Below are 14,930 nucleotides of genomic sequence, written 5' to 3'. Positions count from 1 at the left end.
CTATGAAAACGAAAGAAGTTGTTGATGGTTTGACAATGAAACGTGCTATTACACGCATTACTTATGAAATCATCGAACGCAACAAAGAGCTAGACAAGATTGTCTTGATTGGTATTAAGACCAGGGGGGTTTACATTGCCCAACGGATTCAGGAACGGTTGGCACAGCTTGAAAAGGTCAATGTACCTATCGGTGAGTTGGATACTAAACCATTCCGTGATGACTTTAAGGTGGAAGAAGATACGACACACGTTCCGGTTGATATTACAGATCATGAAGTTATCTTGGTGGATGATGTGCTCTATACAGGACGCACCATTCGTGCCGCTATTGATAATTTAGTTAGTTTGGGACGTCCGTCACGTGTTAGCCTGGCTGTTTTAGTAGACCGCGGACACCGTGAATTGCCGATTCGAGCAGATTATGTGGGCAAAAACATTCCAACTAGTCGAACAGAAGAAATTATTGTGGAAATGATAGAACAGGATGGTCAAGACCGTGTCTTGATTGCGGAGGGGTTATAAGAAAATGAGTCAAAATGTAAAATACGATGTTCATGATATGCCAAAGCCAGGTCTACTTGTAGGATTGTCATTTCAGCATTTGTTTGCGATGTTTGGAGCGACGGTTTTGGTTCCAATTCTGGTTGGAATTGACCCAGCAGTTGCCTTGTTTTCAAGTGGTCTTGGAACATTAGCGCATTTAACAGTTACTAAATACAAAGTACCAGCTTATATGGGTTCTAGCTTTGCTTATATTGCAGCCATGCAAATGTTGATGAAAACAGACGGTATCGCTGCTGTCGCTCAAGGAGCTATTACTGGTGGTCTGGTTTATTTCATTGTCGCTCTCACTGTAAAATTTGCTGGAAACGCTTGGATTGATAAAATTTTGCCGCCAGTTGTTGTAGGACCAATCATTATGGTTATTGGACTAAGTCTGGCCAGCACAGCGGTAAACGATGTCATGTTAAAAGATGGTAAATATAATTTAACTTATTTCATTATTGGGATTGTTACTCTCTTTGCAGTCATTCTTTTCAATATTTATGGTAAAAAGATTGTAGGAATTATTCCAGTGCTGTTGGGCTTGATTGTAGGATATGTCTTTGCGCTCGTTCTTGGAGCGGTAACAGGAGAAGACATCATTTCCTTTACAAAAGTTTCTCAAGCTTCATGGTTTCATGTCCCACCTATGCATCTTCCCTTCTTAGATTATAGCGTTAAATTCTATCCAAGTGCAATTTTAACAATGGCGCCAATTGCATTTGTGACTATGACAGAGCATTTTGGTCATGTCATGGTACTGAATAGTTTGACCGAAAAAGATTTCTTTAAAGACCCGGGATTGGATAAAACTCTTGCTGGAGACGGTCTTGCACAAGTGATAGCTGGGATTTTTGGTGCACCACCAGTGACTAGTTATGGTGAAAATATTGGTGTGATGGCTTTAAATAAAATCTATAGCGTTTATGTTATTGCAGGCGCAGCAGTACTTGCGATTGTGATGAGTTTTGTCGGAAAAGTATCGGCACTCTTACAATCTATTCCAACTCCAGTTCTAGGCGGTATTTCTATTGCGCTCTTTGGAGTCATCGCTTCTAGTGGTTTGAAAATTTTAATTGAAAAACAAACAGACTTTGATAATAAGAAAAACCTGTTAATTGCCAGTGTAATTTTAGTTGCAGGAATTGGCGGCTTAACGCTTCAACTTTCAGGTCTGCAAATTTCGGGAGTTGCTTTATCAACAGTTCTTGGAACTGTGCTCTATCTTATTCTGCCGGAACCTAAAAATTAGTTTAGACACCTAACTTTATTAAAAGAAATATCTCGTATCTAATAAAAGGAGAAATCACATCATGTCATCCAATCAAATCGCTCTTAAAAATGTTGTATCAATGGAAACTCTTACGAATGAGGAAGTATTGAGTTTGATTAAACGCGGAATTGAATTTAAAAATGGAGCGAAAGCTCATTTTGATGAACGACATACTATTTCTAATCTTTTCTTTGAACCATCTACACGAACTCACAAAGCTTTTGAAATGGCTGAATTGAAGCTGGGATGTAATTTGCTTGATTTTGATTCAAAAACGAGCTCCATCAATAAAGGTGAAACCTTGTATGATACGATATTAACCATGTCGGCCCTGGGAGTAGATGTTTGCGTCATTCGGCATCCAGAAGTGGATTACTACAAGGAATTGATTGAAAGTCCAACGATTACAACTGCAATTGTCAATGGTGGTGATGGCTCTGGACAACATCCGAGTCAAAGTTTGCTAGATTTGATGACCATTTATCAAGAGTTTGGGCATTTTGACGGCTTGAAGATTGCGATTGCAGGCGACTTAGATCACTCGCGCGTGGCCAAGTCAAATATGCAAATCTTGAAGCGTCTGGGTGCAGAACTTTATTTTGCAGGTCCAGAGGTATGGAGAAGTGAAGAATTTGCAGATTATGGGCAATTTGTCACACTTGATGAAGTCGTTGACCAAGTGGATGTCTTAATGCTTCTGCGCGTGCAGCACGAGCGTCATGATGACGATTCACTCTTTTCAAAAGAAAATTATCATAGATTGCACGGCTTAACTCAGGAACGATATGACAGACTGAAGGATACAGCCATCATCATGCATCCAGCTCCAGTCAATCGCGATGTTGAAATTGCAGATCATCTGGTAGAAGCTCCAAAATCGCGGATTGTAGAGCAAATGACAAATGGTGTATTTGTCCGTATGGCAATTATTGAGTCTGTTTTAAATGGACGAAAAGAGCAATAGACACTAAGGTATTGCTGTAAGAACAAACGGAGGGGAAAATGGAAAAACGCTTGTTAATTCTGGAAGATGGGACAGTATTTGAAGGAGAGGCATTCGGGGCTGATATGGATGTGACCGGAGAAATCGTCTTTAATACAGGTATGACCGGTTATCAAGAATCTATTACAGATCAATCATACAATGGGCAAATTTTGACCTTTACCTACCCGTTAATCGGAAATTATGGAATTAACCGTGATGACTACGAATCGATCACTCCTACTTGTAAAGGGGTGGTTGTTTATGAGTGGGCACGAAGGGCAAGCAATTGGCGCAATCAGATGACCCTAGACGAGTTTTTAAAGGTCAAGAAAATTCCAGGAATTGCTAGTATTGATACGCGGGCATTGACGAAAATCATTCGGCAACATGGGACGATGAAGGCAACATTGGCTAATGTTGGCGACCAAATGGTGCATCTTCAAGATCAGTTGAAGGCTACTGTTTTGCCGACTGATAATATCAAACAAGTTTCAACGAAAACATCGTATCCAGCACCGGGTTCAGGTCCTAGTATTGTGTTAGTTGATTTTGGATTGAAACATTCGATTCTTCGTGAATTGGCGGCACGCAATTGTAATGTGACAGTTGTTCCCTATGATACAAGTGCAGCAGATATTCTTCACCTTCACCCTGACGGTGTCATGTTATCCAACGGTCCAGGTAATCCAGATGATGTACCGCAAGTGCTAGAAATGATTCGAGGGATTCAAGGAAAAATTCCTCTTTTTGGTATCTGTATGGGACATCAACTTTTTAGTAAAGCAAATGGCGCTCAAACCTATAAAATGAAATTCGGTCATCGTGGTTTTAATCATGCTGTCAGAGAGATTGCGACAGGGCGGATTGATTTTACCAGTCAAAATCATGGTTATGCTGTTAGTAGGGAGAATTTTCCAAACGAGTTGATGGTTACGCATGAGGAGATTAATGACAAGTCTATTGAAGGGGTACGGCATCGCTTTTTCCCTGCTTTTTCAGTACAATTTCACCCTGATGCTGCACCAGGTCCACATGATGCCAGCTATCTCTTTGATGAATTTATGGACATGATTGCTGCCTTTCAATTGAAACAAAGTGGTAAGTGACACTCGATGTTATACTGAAAGTTGACAAATAGAGAAAGGAGAAGGGCAAGTTCTCGTATTTGCTTAACCGAATACGGGATGCGGACTTTGCAAAAAAGATAAGTACATCCTAGACGCGAGCGTCGTCGGCTAGTTTCCTATTTTTGCTATATCCGCTTAACGCCCTTAATATCTTATAAATGCCTAAACGTACAGATATTAAAAAAATTATGGTGATTGGCTCTGGTCCCATTATCATTGGACAGGCTGCTGAATTTGATTATGCAGGAACCCAAGCCTGTCTTGCTTTAAAAGAAGAAGGTTATAGTGTCGTTCTGGTCAATTCAAACCCAGCAACAATCATGACAGATAAAGAAATTGCAGATAAGGTCTATATTGAACCGATTACTATTGAATTTGTAACCCGAATTTTAAGAAAAGAACGTCCCGATGCCATACTGCCAACTCTTGGTGGACAGACGGGGCTCAATATGGCGATGGAATTATCTAAAGAGGGTATTCTAGATGAGTTAGGAGTTGAACTTTTAGGAACCAAGCTGTCTGCTATTGATCAGGCCGAAGATCGCGATCTTTTCAAGCAATTGATGGAAGATTTAGAACAGCCCATTCCAGAATCTGATATTGTTAATAGCGTTGACGAAGCTGTTGCATTTGCTGCTAAGATTGGCTATCCAGTCATTGTTCGTCCGGCATTTACGCTTGGCGGCACAGGCGGCGGTATGTGTGCAGATGAGAAAGAACTTCGTGAAATTGCTGAAAATGGTCTCAAACTGTCACCTGTAACGCAATGTCTGATTGAGCGTTCTATTGCTGGCTTTAAGGAAATCGAATATGAAGTTATGAGAGACAGTGCAGATAATGCTCTAGTTGTCTGTAACATGGAAAATTTTGATCCAGTTGGTATTCATACAGGGGATTCTATCGTTTTTGCGCCAACGCAGACACTTTCAGATATCGAAAATCAAATGCTGCGTGATGCTAGTTTAAAAATTATTCGTGCCCTTAAGATTGAAGGTGGTTGTAATGTACAGCTGGCTCTGGATCCGCATAGCTTTAAATACTATGTCATTGAGGTTAATCCACGTGTCTCACGTTCATCAGCTCTAGCTTCTAAAGCAACTGGCTACCCTATCGCTAAATTAGCTGCAAAAATCGCTGTTGGTTTAACTCTGGATGAGATGATTAATCCAGTTACGGGGACAACTTATGCCATGTTTGAACCAGCTTTGGACTATGTAGTGGCTAAGATTCCACGTTTTCCATTTGATAAATTTGAACATGGTGAACGTCGTCTTGGAACACAGATGAAGTCGACTGGTGAAGTCATGGCTATTGGGCGTAATATTGAAGAAAGTCTTCTCAAAGCTTGCCGTTCACTGGAAATTGGTGTTTATCATAATGAAATGGCTGAACTTGCTGATGTCAGTGATGATGATTTGGTTGCAAAAATTGTCAAAGCACAAGATGACCGTCTTTTCTATCTTTCTGAAGCCATTCGTCGTGGATATTCCATTGAGGAACTGTCGGATTTAACAAAAATTGATCTTTTCTTTCTTGATAAGCTCTTGCATATCTTTGAAATTGAAACAGAATTAGCAGCCAAGGTTGGTGATATTGCTATTCTCAAAGAAGCTAAGCACAATGGTTTTGCTGATCGAAAAATTGCTGATATCTGGCAGATGACAGCAGATGCTGTTCGCAAGCTTCGTCTTGACAACAAGATAATTCCGGTTTATAAGATGGTTGATACTTGTGCGGCTGAATTTGAATCTGCAACACCGTATTTCTACTCGACTTACGAATGGGAAAATGAGTCCATCAAATCAGGAAAAGAATCCGTCATTGTTTTGGGTTCAGGTCCGATTCGTATCGGACAGGGAGTTGAATTTGATTATGCGACAGTTCATTCTGTCAAAGCCATTCAAAACGCAGGTTATGAAGCTATTATCATGAATTCCAATCCTGAGACCGTTTCAACAGATTTTTCAGTTTCTGATAAACTTTATTTTGAACCGCTAACTTTTGAAGATGTTATGAATGTAATTGAGTTGGAGCAACCTAAAGGTGTCATTGTTCAGTTTGGCGGACAAACAGCTATCAATTTGGCAGAACCATTATCGCATGCTGGTGTGACAATTCTGGGTACGCAAGTAGCTGATCTTGACCGTGCAGAAGACCGTGATCTTTTCGAGCAGGTTTTAAAGGATTTAAATATTCCTCAACCGCCGGGACAAACAGCAACAAATGAAGAAGAAGCGGTCGCTTCGGCTCGTAAAATTGGTTTTCCAGTGCTTGTTCGCCCATCTTACGTTCTTGGGGGACGTGCTATGGAAATTGTTGAAAATGAAAACGATTTACGCTCTTACATGCGAACAGCTGTAAAGGCCAGTCCGGATCATCCTGTATTGGTTGATTCTTATTTAGTCGGCAGTGAATGTGAGGTAGATGCCATTTCTGACGGTAAGGACGTTCTTATTCCCGGCATTATGGAACATATTGAGCGTGCCGGTGTCCACTCAGGAGATTCTATGGCTGTCTATCCACCGCAAACTCTTTCAAAAGAAGTTCAGGCAACCATTGCAGATTATACAAAACGCTTGGCTATCGGACTAAACTGTATCGGGATAATGAATATTCAGTTTGTCATCAAAGACGAAACCGTTTATGTTATTGAAGTTAATCCGCGTGCCAGTCGAACAGTACCATTTTTATCTAAAGTGACAGATATACCAATGGCACAAATTGCTACTAAATTGATTTTAGGAAGCAGTCTGGCTGAACTTAGCTATAAGGATGGCCTTTATCCAGAAAGTCAAACTGTTCATGTTAAAGCTCCAGTCTTTTCCTTCACCAAGTTAGCTAAGGTTGACAGTCTTTTAGGACCTGAGATGAAATCTACAGGCGAAGTCATGGGGACTGATTCAACTCTTGAAAAAGCGCTTTATAAAGCTTTTGAAGCATCTTATTTCCACCTTCCTGCTTTCGGTAATGTCATTTTTACCATTGCTGATGATACTAAAGAAGAAGCATTAGCGTTAGCACGTCGCTTCTCAAATATTGGTTACAGTATTTTAGCCACGAAAGGTACCGCTAAATTCTTTAAAGAAAATGGTATTCAAGCGCAATTAGTTGAAAAAATTGGTACAGATGATCATAATGATATTCCAGCCTTTATTTGCAAAGGCAAGGTTCAGGCAATTATCAATACGGTCGGAACAAAGCGAACGGCAGATGAACATGGCCAGGCTATTCGTCATTCTGCCATTGAACATGGAATCCCACTTTTTACTGCGCTTGATACAGCCAATGCCATGCTTCAAGTTTTAGAAAGCCGTAGCTTCATGACAGAAGCGATTTAGACTGGGTTAAGATATATTAAGTTTTATGCAAACCTTTTCAATTCTTGAAAAATCTGTTATAATGAAAATGAAAATAGTTATTAGAGGAGAGTAGCATGTCTAAAAAAATTATTGGGATTGACCTAGGTGGTACGTCGGTGAAGTTTGCGATTCTGACCCAAGAGGGAGAAGTTCAAGAAAAATGGTCTATTAAGACAAACATTTTAGATGAAGGTAGTCATATTGTTGATGATATGATTGAATCTATCAATCATCGCTTGCGACTATTGGGACTTGGGGTAGAAGATTTCATTGGAATTGGCATGGGTTCACCTGGTGTTGTGGATCGTGAAAAAGGGATGGTTATTGGGGCTTATAATCTCAATTGGAAAACTTTACAACCTGTAAAAGAAAAAATTGAGAAAGCAACTGGTATTCCTTTCTTTATTGATAATGACGCAAATGTAGCTGCCCTTGGCGAACGCTGGAAAGGTGCTGGTGAAAATCAGCCTGATGTTGTGTTTATGACTCTTGGAACAGGTGTCGGTGGTGGTATTGTCGCGGAAGGTAAACTACTGCATGGTGTAGCTGGAGCAGGAGGAGAATTGGGCCATATTACAGTTGATTTTGATCAACCAATCCTTTGTACTTGTGGCAAGAAAGGTTGTTTAGAAACAGTAGCTTCTGCAACAGGTATTGTTAATTTAACGCGTCGCTATGCTGATGAATATGCTGGTGATGCAGAGCTAAAAAAACTGATTGATAACGGCGAAGATGTTAATGCAAAAATAGTCTTTGACTTAGCTAAATCTGGAGACGAATTAGCTCTCATTGTTTATCGAAATTTTTCTCGTTACCTTGGTATTGCCTGTGCAAACATTGGATCAATCTTAAATCCATCAACGATTGTTATTGGTGGTGGTGTCTCTGCTGCAGGAGAATTTTTACTAGACGGTGTTCGTAAGGTTTATGAAGAAAATTCTTTCCCACAAGTGCGTACTTCGACAAAGCTGGCACTTGCAACGCTTGGAAATGATGCAGGTGTCATTGGAGCGGCTTCTTTAGTTCTTCAATAACCCTTCCAAAAAGAAAAATAATTCAAACAAGGCATTTACAATTTTTATAAAATTTGTTATGATATTAGTTAGTGCGTAATGGAAGCACTAGAAAACGACTAATCCGCTGTGGTCTTGAATCGTAAGATTAGTAAGATAGGAGAAGAAAAATGAATCCATTAATCCAAAGTTTGACTGAAGGTCAACTTCGTACTGATATTCCTGCGTTCCGTCCTGGTGATACTGTTCGTGTTCATGCGAAAGTTGTCGAAGGAAACCGCGAACGTATCCAAATTTTCGAGGGTGTGGTTATCGCTCGTAAGGGTGCAGGTATTTCAGAAAACTATACTGTTCGTAAAATCTCTAACGGTGTAGGTGTTGAACGTATCTTCCCACTTCACACACCACGTGTTGAAAAGATTGAAGTAGTGCGTTACGGTAAAGTACGTCGTGCGAAATTGTATTACCTTCGTGCATTACAAGGTAAAGCTGCGCGTATTAAAGAAATTCGCCGTTAATGTAGAAATAACTCTGTCTGTCGGCAGAGTTTTTCTCTAGTCCCCTTAGTTCAATGGATATAACAACTCCCTCCTAAGGAGTAGTTGCTGGTTCGATTCCGGCAGGGGACATCGTAATATGCTGAAAGCTCTTGTTACTAAAGAGCTTTTGTTATGTTTGGCCAAATTTGTATATTTTGAAAGCGAAACAAATAAAAGCTAAAGTAAGTTTTGTTTCTATAGCAGTGAGAGAAAGGAGGAAAATATGAAAGCTTATTTTATTGGTGGTTTAGGATGCAATCGTTTCTATCCTCAAGACTTTTTCGACTCTTTGCATTTTCCAGTTGTTTATCTGGATATGTATGATTCTAAGTTGAAAGAACGATTAACTTCATTACAGGCTTTGAAGGACTGGTTTGTAGCACAAGTTAATATGGAAGATGATATTCTGTTAATTGCCCACTCTTTGGGAGCAGATTTAGCAGTTTATTTAACAAGTGTTTATGATAATATTATGCATCTCGTCTTACTAGATGGTGGATATATTGATATGGACAAGATTTGCCCTTTAAATGTAGAAATAGAAGATGCTTTGAATTATCTTCAAACGAATACTTATAGAAATTTAGAAGGAGCTATTATAGCAGAAAAGCAAAATGCCACTGTGTGGTCAGAAAATATAGAGAGAGCAGTTAAAAAAAGTTTTGTATTTGATGAGGTACAAAGGTATTGGCATTTGAACTTGTCTGAAATACTTCTCACTCGTTTGTTAACTATTAGACGACAAACTACAGGGAAACTATCTCTTTTACAGAATAGAAATGTGATATTGTTTATTCCAAGAGTAAATCAAAGTACGCCTATCTGGAAACAGAATGCTTTGAAAAATATTCCGGATTTTATAGACATTCTAGAAGTGCCTGGTTGTGGTCATTCCTTATATACAGAAAAACCAAAAGAAATAGCAGCATTACTCAAAGATAAAATAGATACTAACCGGCTTTTTGACAAAAAAGAGACATAGTTTTCACTTTTCTAACCGGGGTTCAATAAAATCGTTTCTAAACTAATTCGTATTTATCGGATTTAGTTTTTTTATTTCTATTATTTCTGTATTGTTTCACTATTTTCTTTCTTTAGTTTTAGGTTTATTTAAGAAAAAATTCAGTCACTTTTAAGAAAAAATGGATATGATAGGTACATTCAAAAGAAAGAGTATGAGGAGATAAAAATTCAAAGTTAAGTATATTGATTTGATACGCTTTATCATAAAGAGGAGCTGAATCATTGCAATGTTCTTTGTAACACAGTCTCTGAATGCTTAAAAATAGAAAGAAGGAATTTGACAAGAATGAAACAAGAGAATACAAGTAGAAAAGAGAAGATGATCATAGTGGAAAAAAGTACGAAATGGTGGATGACTGTTGTAGCAAGCGGATCACTTGCTGTCGGTCTTCTTGGTGGGCTAGGTATTGGCTCATTGGCGACAAATGCACTTAATCAGCAAACTAAAGTACAGACAAGTACGACAACTCAGGCGCAAAAAAACCAACAAGGAAACCAAGGTGGCCCGGGAATACCTCCGGGTGGACAAAGTGAAAATAACCAAGGTGATCCCAATGGAAGACCTTCCCAACAAAACGGTGACCAAAATGATAATAGTAATAGTCAAAATGGATCAGGAAATAATAATAACTCAAAGAAAAAAGCTCCATCAAATGCTGATGGTTCGACTAAATCAGACAAGAATAGTAGTACGACAGAAAATAATGACTCAAATACAACAAATTCTTAATATTTTAGAGAAAGTCATGCTATAATAGAATCAGAATAGCAGAAAGTCAGTAGATTGAGTTTTAACACGAAAATGTGAAAATAGTGCTTGGTTCATAATTAAGAGAATGGAAAGAAGTGGGATTTTAAAATTTTTAGTTCTTATTCTATTCTGAAAGAATCAGGATGCTGCTTAAATGCTCGGCTATTGCGCCGTTTAGTACATAACGAATTTTTGATTGAGGGATATTTGCCCTAAACTCATATTTTTAGAAGGAAAAGCGTATGATTAAGATTCTATTAGTAGAAGATGACCTTGGTTTATCTAACTCAGTATTTGATTTTTTGGATGATTTTGCAGATGTCATGCAAGTTTTTGATGGTGAGGAAGGATTGTACGAAGCCGAAAGTGGTGTGTACGATCTTATCTTACTTGATTTGATGTTACCGGAAAAAGACGGTTTTCAAGTATTGAAGGGATTACGTGAAAAAGGTGTTACAACACCGGTATTGATTATGACAGCTAAAGAGAGTTTGAATGATAAAGGACATGGCTTTGAGCTGGGAGCCGACGATTATTTGACCAAACCATTTTATTTGGAAGAGTTAAAAATGCGGATTCAAGCTCTTTTGAAACGATCGGGCAAGTTTAATGAAAATACTCTTTCTTATGGCGATGTAACCATTAATTTGTCAACGAACACTACACTTGTAGATGGAAATGAAGTAGAGTTACTCGGAAAAGAATTTGATTTATTAGTATATTTTTTGCAGAATCAAAATGTTATTCTACCGAAGACGCAGATTTTCGATCGCTTATGGGGGTTTGATAGTGATACAACCATTTCAGTTGTAGAAGTTTATGTCTCAAAAATTCGGAAAAAATTGAAAGGGACGACCTTTGCGAATAATCTTCAAACACTTCGCAGCGTCGGATATATTTTAAAAGATGCTGAATAAACTAAAAAAAGCATGGTATGCGGATGATTTTTCTTATTTCATTCGCAATTTTGGTATTTTTACTCTCATTTTCTCAGCTATGACCTTGATTATCATTCAAGTTATGCGCTCAAGCCTTTATACAACGGTAGATAACAATTTAAAAAGCTTGAGTCAAGATTCGGCTTCTGTGATTAATTTAGCACTTGCTCGAAAAGTAGGGCTAGATCAAAAGTCAGAAAATGGAGAGCCTAAAAGTGGAACAGCTGACAAAGAGTTGACAGATAAACCAAATGTTAGTGCCAACACAGAAGTTATTTTATTTGATAAGAATTATAAGCCGATTATTACAAGCAATAATTTCTTAGGGTTCAATAAACTTTCCTTTAATAGGAAGCAATTAGACCACATTCGTCAGATTCAAGTAAAAAGCAATTATGGTCGAGAAGAAACCTATCGAATGATTTTATTTGAGGTAAAACTGCCTAATTTGGAGACCAATGTCAAATACGCAGCGGTTTTTATCAATATCAGTCAATTGGAACAAACTAGTCAAAATCATGAACAGTTGATTGTGGTGGTGATGATTAGTTTCTGGGGAATTTCCTTGATTGCTAGTGTTTATCTTGCACGGGTCAGTGTTAAACCTCTTTTAGAAAGCATTCAAAAGCAAAAAAGTTTTGTCGAAAACGCTAGTCATGAGTTGCGTACACCTCTAGCTGTGTTGCAAAATCGTTTGGAGACTTTGTTTAGAAAGCCAGAAGCTACTATTATGGAAGCCAGTGAAAGCATTGCTTCTAGTTTGGATGAAGTGCGAAATATGAAAATGTTGACGACAAACTTACTCAATCTAGCACGGCGTGACGACGGGATTAAACCAGAAATTGGCGATATCGAGCCAAATTTCTTTAATACAACTTTCACCAACTATGAAATGGTTGCCGCAGAGAATGGGAAAATTTTCCGATTTGACAATAGGATTCACCGCGTAATTAAAACGGATAAAACCTTACTGAAGCAATTGATGACTATCTTGTTTGATAATGCCCTGAAATATACAGATGAAGATGGTGTGATTGAATTGACAATTTCTGCAAATGATCGAAATTTGTTTTTGAAGGTTTCGGATAATGGTCCGGGGATTAGTACGGCAGATAAGAAAAAGATTTTTGATCGTTTTTATCGTGTTGATAAAGCACGGACTCGGCAGACAGGTGGTTTTGGTTTAGGGTTGTCGCTTGCAAAGCAAATCACAGAAGCTCTTAAAGGAACCATTGCAGTGAAAGACAATAATCCTAAAGGAACTATTTTTGAGGTGAAGATTGCGATTCGAACGGATAATAAAAAGAAAAAATAGATTTAGGATACTTTCGGTGTACCTGTAAAGAAAGTTATTCCGAAAGATGATAATAAAACGCGACCAAGTCAAGACGAGTTGTTAGCTAATCTTGATTTGGTCGTGTTTTTTTCTTGTTTAAAAGCATAGTTGAATGAGAATGTCAACATCGTTCTTTCTTGCTTTCATATGCCCGGCAGACGAAGCAAGTAAATTTCAGTTTATTCCGTCAGCCCGGCAGACGAGTTGCCTGAGTTTTAATTTATTCTGTCAGCTGGGCGGACGAGCTGACTAAGTTTCAGTTTATTCCGTCAGCTGGGCGGACGAGTTGTCTAAGTTTCGGTTTATTATGTCGACTGGGCGGACGAGCCGCCTAAGTTTTAGTTTATGCTGTCAGCCGGGCGGACGGGGGTCTCAACTTTCGGTTTACTTCGTCGCCCCGATCGACAGAGAGAGCGAATTTGGGTTTAGCTCTCTCTGTGTTCCTTATTTTATTGCGCAGACCAGACGCTAACTGATTTTTCTACAACTGGGAAATCTGCCCAGCCGTCTTCCTCGATTATCACGGCTGAAGAGTTGTTTCCTAAGTAATCTTTAAACTCCTTACCAGCCCAATTTTCACCAATATACATGCGTTTTGAATTAGCTTGATCATTTGTCAAAATAACAGCAATTGGCTGTCCATTGTCTTTGCCTGAACGGGTCCAAGCAATGCAATGCTCGTCGTCAAAATAATCCGTCTGTTCGCCATAGGCTAAGTTGAGACGAATATCTAATAATTTATCAAGAACTGTTTGGAAGCTGGCTTGAGCGAATTCGCTGTTGATACCATAGTAGTCTCCATAGAAAACGCAAGGTAGACCTGCTTTACGCAATAAAATGAGAGCATAAGCAGCAGGCTTAAACCATTCTTCAACAGTTGATTCCAGTGCTTGTCCACGTTGTGTGTCGTGATTATCGACAAAAGTAACAGCCGATTCAGGATGATTTTTGACGAGTGTTTGTTCAAAAATATTTCTCAAATCATAGTCCACTCCAGCGCGACTAGCATCAAATAGATTATGATGAAGCTTGACATCAACTAAATCAAAACGATAGTCAATGCTTCCTAAATAATCGTTATTTGCAGTTTCATCACCATTCCAAAACTCTCCAAAGACATAGAAATCTTCTCCATACTTCGCCATAATATCACGGATAAAATTTCTCATAAAGAAAGAGTCGATATGCTTAATAGCGTCTAACCTAAAGCCATGAATGCCAGTCGTTTCGATAAACCAATCTGCCCAATCATAAAGGTTTTGAATGACTTCTGGGTGCTTAAAATCAAGGTCAGCATACATGAGATAATCAAAATTGCCATTTTCGTTATCAACTAAGTCATCATCTGCCCACCCTTTGTTGTCTCCTTGAATGAGATAAATCCCTGATTTATTCCGTTGAGCATCATAATCAGTCCCAGTAAAGTGATACCAATGCCACTCAAAATCATTATATTTTTTGTGGCGACCTGGGAACGTGAATTTAGTCCAACCTTTAATTTCAAAAGGTTCAGAGAGTGCAACTGTACGATCGTTTGGGTCAACTTCAATAACAGTAAATCGCTCTTTGTAATCTGCTGCTGCTTTGTGATTTAAAACGATATCTGCAATAGGCTCGATTCCATTTTCTTTGAGCGACTTAATAGCTTTCAAATATTCTTCTTTTAAGCCGTACTTTGTTCGAATCGTTCCTTTTTGGTCAAACTCGCCTAAATCAAATAGGTCATAGATACCGTAACCAACATCGTTGGAACTAGTAGCTTTAAAAGCTGGTGGCATCCAAACCTTGCGAATCCCTTTAGAGGCTAGATGTGGGGCATCTTTTGCTAAGCGATTCCAATGTTGTCCGTCATTTGGTAGATACCATTCAAAATATTGCATCAATGTTTGATTTTCCATACGAGATACTTCTTTCTTATCTTGATGGCTATTATTTTATCAAAATAACTCTTTTGACGCAAACGTTTGCGTAAATTTTATAGAATCAGAAACGATAAAATGGATTGAAACTGTTATTTTGAAGGTATATAATAAAGCTAGTG

General features: G+C 38.6%; 12 protein-coding genes and 1 tRNA gene. 12 read left to right on the top strand and 1 reads right to left on the bottom strand.

The genetic code is table 11. From position 1 onward, the window contains the following. Nucleotides 1-2: 2 nt before the first annotated feature. The 12 genes from pyrR to SCSC_RS04710 all read left to right on the top strand — a co-directional run bounded on the left by pyrR (nt 3) and on the right by SCSC_RS04710 (nt 12,868). Nucleotides 3-524: a bifunctional pyr operon transcriptional regulator/uracil phosphoribosyltransferase PyrR gene (gene pyrR, locus SCSC_RS04765; protein WP_003072874.1), complete on the top strand. Its 522-nt coding sequence runs from the start codon at nt 3-5 to the stop codon at nt 522-524. Between the two features lie 4 nt (nt 525-528). Further along, a complete protein-coding gene (locus tag SCSC_RS04760) occupies nt 529-1,797 on the top strand; it encodes a uracil-xanthine permease family protein (protein ID WP_006269390.1) in 1,269 nt (422 codons plus the stop codon). Between the two features lie 61 nt (nt 1,798-1,858). Beyond that, entirely contained in the window at nt 1,859-2,782 is a 924-nt protein-coding gene (locus SCSC_RS04755; RefSeq protein ID WP_003068909.1) for an aspartate carbamoyltransferase catalytic subunit, read from the top strand. A gap of 38 nt (nt 2,783-2,820) precedes the next feature. Next, nucleotides 2,821-3,909, top strand: a complete 1,089-nt coding sequence (locus SCSC_RS04750) for a carbamoyl phosphate synthase small subunit (RefSeq protein WP_006269370.1) — start codon at nt 2,821-2,823, stop codon at nt 3,907-3,909. A gap of 179 nt (nt 3,910-4,088) precedes the next feature. Continuing rightward, entirely contained in the window at nt 4,089-7,268 is a 3,180-nt protein-coding gene (gene carB / locus SCSC_RS04745; protein ID WP_006269412.1) for a carbamoyl-phosphate synthase large subunit, read from the top strand. Nucleotides 7,269-7,363: 95 nt separating this feature from the next. Continuing rightward, a complete protein-coding gene (locus SCSC_RS04740) occupies nt 7,364-8,323 on the top strand; it encodes an ROK family glucokinase (RefSeq protein WP_006269422.1) in 960 nt (319 codons plus the stop codon). Nucleotides 8,324-8,472: 149 nt separating this feature from the next. Beyond that, the gene (rplS, locus tag SCSC_RS04735; protein WP_003024326.1) at nt 8,473-8,820 is read left to right on the top strand and encodes a 50S ribosomal protein L19; all 348 of its coding nucleotides are present in this window, start codon (nt 8,473-8,475) and stop codon (nt 8,818-8,820) included. Between the two features lie 39 nt (nt 8,821-8,859). Next, nucleotides 8,860-8,931 (top strand) — tRNA-Arg (locus SCSC_RS04730). 133 nt (nt 8,932-9,064) lie between these two features. Further along, on the top strand, nt 9,065-9,823 hold the full coding sequence (locus SCSC_RS04725; protein ID WP_006269377.1) for an alpha/beta hydrolase: 759 nt from the start codon (nt 9,065-9,067) through the stop codon (nt 9,821-9,823). Nucleotides 9,824-10,150: 327 nt separating this feature from the next. Then, complete coding sequence (locus tag SCSC_RS04720; RefSeq protein ID WP_006269399.1) at nt 10,151-10,594, top strand: hypothetical protein; 444 nt, start codon at nt 10,151-10,153, stop codon at nt 10,592-10,594. A 263-nt stretch (nt 10,595-10,857) separates the two neighbouring features. Beyond that, nucleotides 10,858-11,532, top strand: coding sequence for a response regulator transcription factor (locus SCSC_RS04715; RefSeq protein WP_003068917.1), 675 nt, complete (start codon nt 10,858-10,860; stop codon nt 11,530-11,532). Further along, nucleotides 11,522-12,868: a sensor histidine kinase gene (locus SCSC_RS04710; RefSeq protein ID WP_006269417.1), complete on the top strand. Its 1,347-nt coding sequence runs from the start codon at nt 11,522-11,524 to the stop codon at nt 12,866-12,868. Before SCSC_RS04715 ends, SCSC_RS04710 begins: the two co-directional genes overlap by 11 nt. Nucleotides 12,869-13,338: 470 nt before the next feature. Here SCSC_RS04710 and SCSC_RS04705 read toward each other — a convergent pair whose 3' ends face one another. Then, nucleotides 13,339-14,787 (bottom strand): alpha-amylase, encoded by a 1,449-nt coding sequence (locus tag SCSC_RS04705; protein ID WP_006269401.1) that lies wholly within the window; start codon nt 14,785-14,787, stop codon nt 13,339-13,341. Between the last annotated feature and the right edge of the window lie 143 nt (nt 14,788-14,930).

It is taken from the genome of Streptococcus constellatus subsp. constellatus (assembly GCF_023167545.1).
Classification (GTDB): domain Bacteria; phylum Bacillota; class Bacilli; order Lactobacillales; family Streptococcaceae; genus Streptococcus; species Streptococcus constellatus.
Note: the sequence above shows the minus strand (reverse complement) of the source record. Positions and strands in the feature narration are given on the sequence as shown.

Coding starts and splice junctions, on each gene's coding strand:
- SCSC_RS04760 (WP_006269390.1), top strand. CDS start 529: ATGAGTCAAAATGTAAAATACGATGTTCATGATATGCCAAAGCCAGGT.
- carB (WP_006269412.1), top strand. CDS start 4,089: ATGCCTAAACGTACAGATATTAAAAAAATTATGGTGATTGGCTCTGGT.
- SCSC_RS04740 (WP_006269422.1), top strand. CDS start 7,364: ATGTCTAAAAAAATTATTGGGATTGACCTAGGTGGTACGTCGGTGAAG.
- rplS (WP_003024326.1), top strand. CDS start 8,473: ATGAATCCATTAATCCAAAGTTTGACTGAAGGTCAACTTCGTACTGAT.
- pyrR (WP_003072874.1), top strand. CDS start 3: ATGAAAACGAAAGAAGTTGTTGATGGTTTGACAATGAAACGTGCTATT.
- SCSC_RS04750 (WP_006269370.1), top strand. CDS start 2,821: ATGGAAAAACGCTTGTTAATTCTGGAAGATGGGACAGTATTTGAAGGA.
- SCSC_RS04705 (WP_006269401.1), bottom strand. CDS start 14,787: ATGGAAAATCAAACATTGATGCAATATTTTGAATGGTATCTACCAAAT.
- SCSC_RS04720 (WP_006269399.1), top strand. CDS start 10,151: ATGAAACAAGAGAATACAAGTAGAAAAGAGAAGATGATCATAGTGGAA.
- SCSC_RS04755 (WP_003068909.1), top strand. CDS start 1,859: ATGTCATCCAATCAAATCGCTCTTAAAAATGTTGTATCAATGGAAACT.
- SCSC_RS04715 (WP_003068917.1), top strand. CDS start 10,858: ATGATTAAGATTCTATTAGTAGAAGATGACCTTGGTTTATCTAACTCA.
- SCSC_RS04710 (WP_006269417.1), top strand. CDS start 11,522: ATGCTGAATAAACTAAAAAAAGCATGGTATGCGGATGATTTTTCTTAT.
- SCSC_RS04725 (WP_006269377.1), top strand. CDS start 9,065: ATGAAAGCTTATTTTATTGGTGGTTTAGGATGCAATCGTTTCTATCCT.